The following is a 4,066-nucleotide window of genomic DNA, read 5'->3' as shown; positions in this document are numbered from 1 at the left end:
GCCAGCGCAGCAAAGTCCTCGCCACTGCCCTTCAGATCCGCATATGAAAAACGTGCATCAGGGCAGGCGGTCAAAAAGCCTTTGACCTCTTCGTACTTTTGCGAGATGTCGGCCAGGGTTTGCCGAAACGACGCCAGACGCTGGCGAACCGGCTGGGGAATATTCTCGTCGGCGATCTCCTGCTCGTAGTCGAGCGCCGCCGCCAGCTCCTCGCGAATGTCGGCAATGCTTTGCGCATTCAGCGGCAGGTTTTCGAAATGTGCAGCATGCGCCTGCCAGTCAGGTTCTTCAGGGGCCTCGTCGCCGTCACCTTCCTCGTCATTTTGCCAGTCCCACAGCCGCCACTTGGTGGCCCCCAGTCTGGCGCGTGCGGCACGTTTAAGTGCGGCCATGGTGGGCTCAACCGTACCATCCGGCAACAAGCTCAAGGCGCTATCAATCAGAGAAACCTGCCCCTGCACTGTTCCTGCGTAGTTCACGCAGCGGGTGGAAAACTGGTGGCAGTTTTTGAATACCAGGCCATAAAACGCCCGCTCACCCAGGTGTTTTTGCGCCCCCCGCGCCACAGCCTTATGCCCCACCGCCCCGCTGCCGTCGCAGGACACGTAGATCTTCCGACCTAATGTGCTCTTCGAGGTAAAGCCCGCTGGATCGCAGGCACGTACGGTGCTTTCCGCCACCCCATCGACCTCGATATTGGAGATTTGCCCGTCACCCACATAGATGCCCGAGTGCTCCACGGCCAGCCAGAGGTCGCAATACACCACACTGCCAGGCAGCGGGCGAACCTTGTCGCGAATAGTGCTATCGACAAAATACTTGAGCGCTTTTATGCCAAAAGGCAGTGCAGTTTTGAGCGCCCCCCAACCGCCGAGAGCGGAAGCTAGCAGAGGAATCATGCGAGACCCGCCTTACAGCCAGATGTTGGCTGACAGTTGCTGCTCAAGCAGGTCGCCTTGCTCGCTTGCCGATGCACCATGGCGGGTGGTCATGGGCTGGGCCTTGCTGCCGACTGACTTCAACTCCGGCTGGTTCAGTTTATCGTTCCACTGCCAGACCGTATCGAAGTCCCAGCCCATGGTGTGCTCCAGGTAATGAGCAGTAAACAAGGCGCTTGATAAGGATTTACCATCTGTACCGTCGGACGCCGACTGCCCTTTATGGCAATCCAGCGCCACGTTATTTTGCAGTGTCGCACCACCTACAGAATTAACAATCCGCCCATCGATTTTTACCCCGTCCCCACACTCGAAAGCGCCAAGCACACAATTATTAACCATGCTGTTTTTGCCAACAGCAGCGATACCTGAAAAACGAATACTGTATCCGTCACCGAGAGTAGCTTTCCCAGCGACAAAACAGCATGTAACAGCACTATCACCTGACAGCGTATATGCAACACCTCCACGCACAGTAAGGCCGAAAGAGCTCCAGCTAGCATTCAACTGCACATGACAGTTCTGAATCGTACTCGACTCTGCACCACTTATAATCAGGACATCCCCAGACTGACACTGACTAACGACACTTCCAGCCAAATCGCTTGCGACAGAGACACCTGATTGACAGTGCGTAATCGAGCAATTGCTCGCTAAACCTTTGACAATATTATTTCCGGCAGAACATGCCACAATCTTAGACCCTTCAGCAGCACCTAATAAAACCCCAGAAACCTCACAGTTTAGAAAATTACAATCAATAGCCCTGCTGGCCAAACCTAACCTGACCATCTTTATATTTATTACAGATGCATCTTTAATCTCAGAAAACAAATCACTAGAATCATTGTTATAAATAACGGAGTGACCCGCTCCATCATAATGCCCCTTAAAAACAACATCGGGCCACGTTTTCACCGCGCAGGCATCAATATCAGCGTTTTGCCGGAAGTAATAACCTTGCTGGCCGACATCCGGGCGCTCAAGTCCAGCCAGATCATGCACGGTTTCGATCAGTATGGGATCGTGCTCAGTGCCACTGCCTTTGTAGCCCTTTATTACTGCACTGGCTTTTCCAATCGACGGGCTCAAAGGCGTTGAAAGCGCCGTTTCAAATTGTGCGTCGCGCTCGGCATCGCGCAGCACTGCTCGGCTGAAACTGCGCAGGGTGTCCATAACCAGCTGGCGAACCTTGTTCGCGTTGTCCGGGTGATCCCACAAGCAATCCTTGAGCAGCAGGATGTCGGAAAGATCAACTTCGCTGCGACCATTACTGGCTGCCGAAATACGCAGCAGGTGTACAGCTTTCTTCAGGCGACGGTCTGACAGCTTCTCGCGACGGTCCTCCTTGAACATACGCTTGTGCTCAGCCCAGATACGCTGGAGCGCAGCAATGACATCGTCGGTTAGTTGTACTTCTTCTGCCGCTTGGCGAATCGCTTCAATATCGTTTGTCGTCAGCTTCAGTTGAGTAGGCGGCGGTGCCGTCTTTTCCAGCAGACGGGGCATATTCTCGGCACGAACATAATCGACAAAGCTACGCACCAGAAAGCGATCGTAAAGCGCCTCAAGCTCTTCCTGCCCGGTGGGCAGTTCGTTGGACGCAGCAATCAGGGCCTGTAGCGGCACTTCCAGAGCCTCAGTGCCGTTGTGATAGGTTCGCTCGTTAAGAATGGTCAGCAAGGCGTTGAGAATGGACGAACTGGCTTTGAAGATTTCATCGAGAAAAGCCACGCGCACCGAGGGTAGGTAACCTGCCGTGTTTCGCTTGAAACGATCCTGCTTGAGTTCACTGATCGACAGCGGCCCAAAAATCTCCTCCGGCGTGGTGAATTTGGTCAGCAAGTATTCGAAATACTCTTTGCCCGCTTGCGAGTCCGTCCCCTCATCCAGACACTTGGCCAGCTTGCGAGCAATAAGGCTCTTGGCAGTACCCGGCGGGCCAACCAGCAGCATATTTTCACCGGCAAGCATCGCCAGCAGAGCGGCCTTGATCGCAGCCTCACGCTCTACCAGGCCATGGTTAAGGTGTTCAATCAGAGTCAGCAGTCGTTCTTTCACGCTCGAAGTCATAAAGTACTGTGTGCCTCAGTGTGCAACGTATGTTGGATTTTGAATAAGGTAGACAGGACTGCTGCGGCCTATGCAACGCAGTCCAACCACCTTGGGTCGGCGATGACTGCAAGATTCAAGGATCAATAACTGAGTGAGCGGTTGCTGTCAGCGCGGAGACTATCTGCATTCCATTTATCGGCCAATCTTTTAGCTTTATTCCTACAAGGCATCCCTGCCTGAAATGCGCTAAACCAGCGCTGCATTGGTTCCACTGGCACGCCGCTCAAGCATGTCAATGTACGCCAGTCGTGCCGCCTGGATGACAGCGCTGGTCTCCTCGCACATCATCACCACCACATCCCCGCGCAATTCATACAGCCTACTGCGCAGGCGACGAGCATTATCACGGTGCTCCCGTTCCCAGCTTTCTGAACGTGGGTCACGGGACAGAAAAAGCAGGCCAATCAGCCCTGGCTTTGCTCTTTCTATTACCTGATTGATGAGGTCACTGGCATGACGTCGCAGCTTCATTCCTTTGCGTAGCCCCTTGAGATCGATCATCCCGCAGTCGAAATCACCCTGGATCAAACCCGTCTCACGCAGCTTACCCAACTGCTTGTCAAAAAAACTAAGCACATGCCGTTCAAAGGCTTCGTCGTAGCCTAAAGCGAGTATGTTGGAGAGCGCAGCCTGTGTGCTGGCCGCCATGTCGAACATAAAGCTGTCGGCGGTGGCTTCTTCAATTTCTGCTTCAAATTTGTCCCAAACCTCGTCAGCCACAACGCAGGCAAGGTCATGCGCCCCCACACGGAGTTCATGCATGCATTGAAGTTGTTGGGCAAGCAAGTTTTCCAATTGCGCGTTCATCGTGTTTCTCCATGCGTTGCTGATTTGCTAGGAGAAAGGATGGCCCAGTGGTGCGACAGCCGGTGACGTATGAAAGCTCGACCAGGCTATTGAACTGCCTAAGGGCCAAGCGCCTTATCGAAGATGCCTGGCGGTCTGACTGGGTTTCAATTCTGCAGAAAAGGCGCCCAAAGCGCCCCGAAAATCTGGGCGCAACTGCATCTGAA

Annotated in this window: 3 protein-coding genes; all 3 read right to left on the bottom strand. The window is 53.8% G+C overall.

Going from position 1 to position 4,066, the window contains the following annotated elements:
- A partial coding sequence (locus HZR81_RS23230; RefSeq protein ID WP_500129364.1) for a C40 family peptidase occupies nt 1–899 on the bottom strand: 899 nt, incomplete at its 3' end.
- A 12-nt stretch (nt 900–911) separates the two neighbouring features.
- Nucleotides 912–2,999 carry an AAA family ATPase gene (locus HZR81_RS23225; protein ID WP_500129363.1) on the bottom strand — a complete coding sequence of 696 codons (2,088 nt, stop codon included), beginning with the start codon at nt 2,997–2,999 and terminating at the stop codon, nt 912–914.
- Nucleotides 3,000–3,239: 240 nt separating this feature from the next.
- Complete coding sequence (locus tag HZR81_RS23220) at nt 3,240–3,860, bottom strand: hypothetical protein (RefSeq protein ID WP_500129362.1); 621 nt, start codon at nt 3,858–3,860, stop codon at nt 3,240–3,242.
- Between the last annotated feature and the right edge of the window lie 206 nt (nt 3,861–4,066).

Origin of the sequence: Pseudomonas sp. LM13, from assembly GCF_041381355.1 — a bacterium.
In the GTDB taxonomy this organism is placed as follows: Bacteria; Pseudomonadota; Gammaproteobacteria; order Pseudomonadales; family Pseudomonadaceae; genus Stutzerimonas; species Stutzerimonas frequens.
This window is presented reverse-complemented; position numbering and strand designations above follow the sequence as displayed.

Bases quoted from the DNA above. Each gene is read 5' to 3' on its own strand.
- HZR81_RS23220 (WP_500129362.1), bottom strand. From the start codon at position 3,860: ATGAACGCGCAATTGGAAAACTTGCTTGCCCAACAACTTCAATGCATG.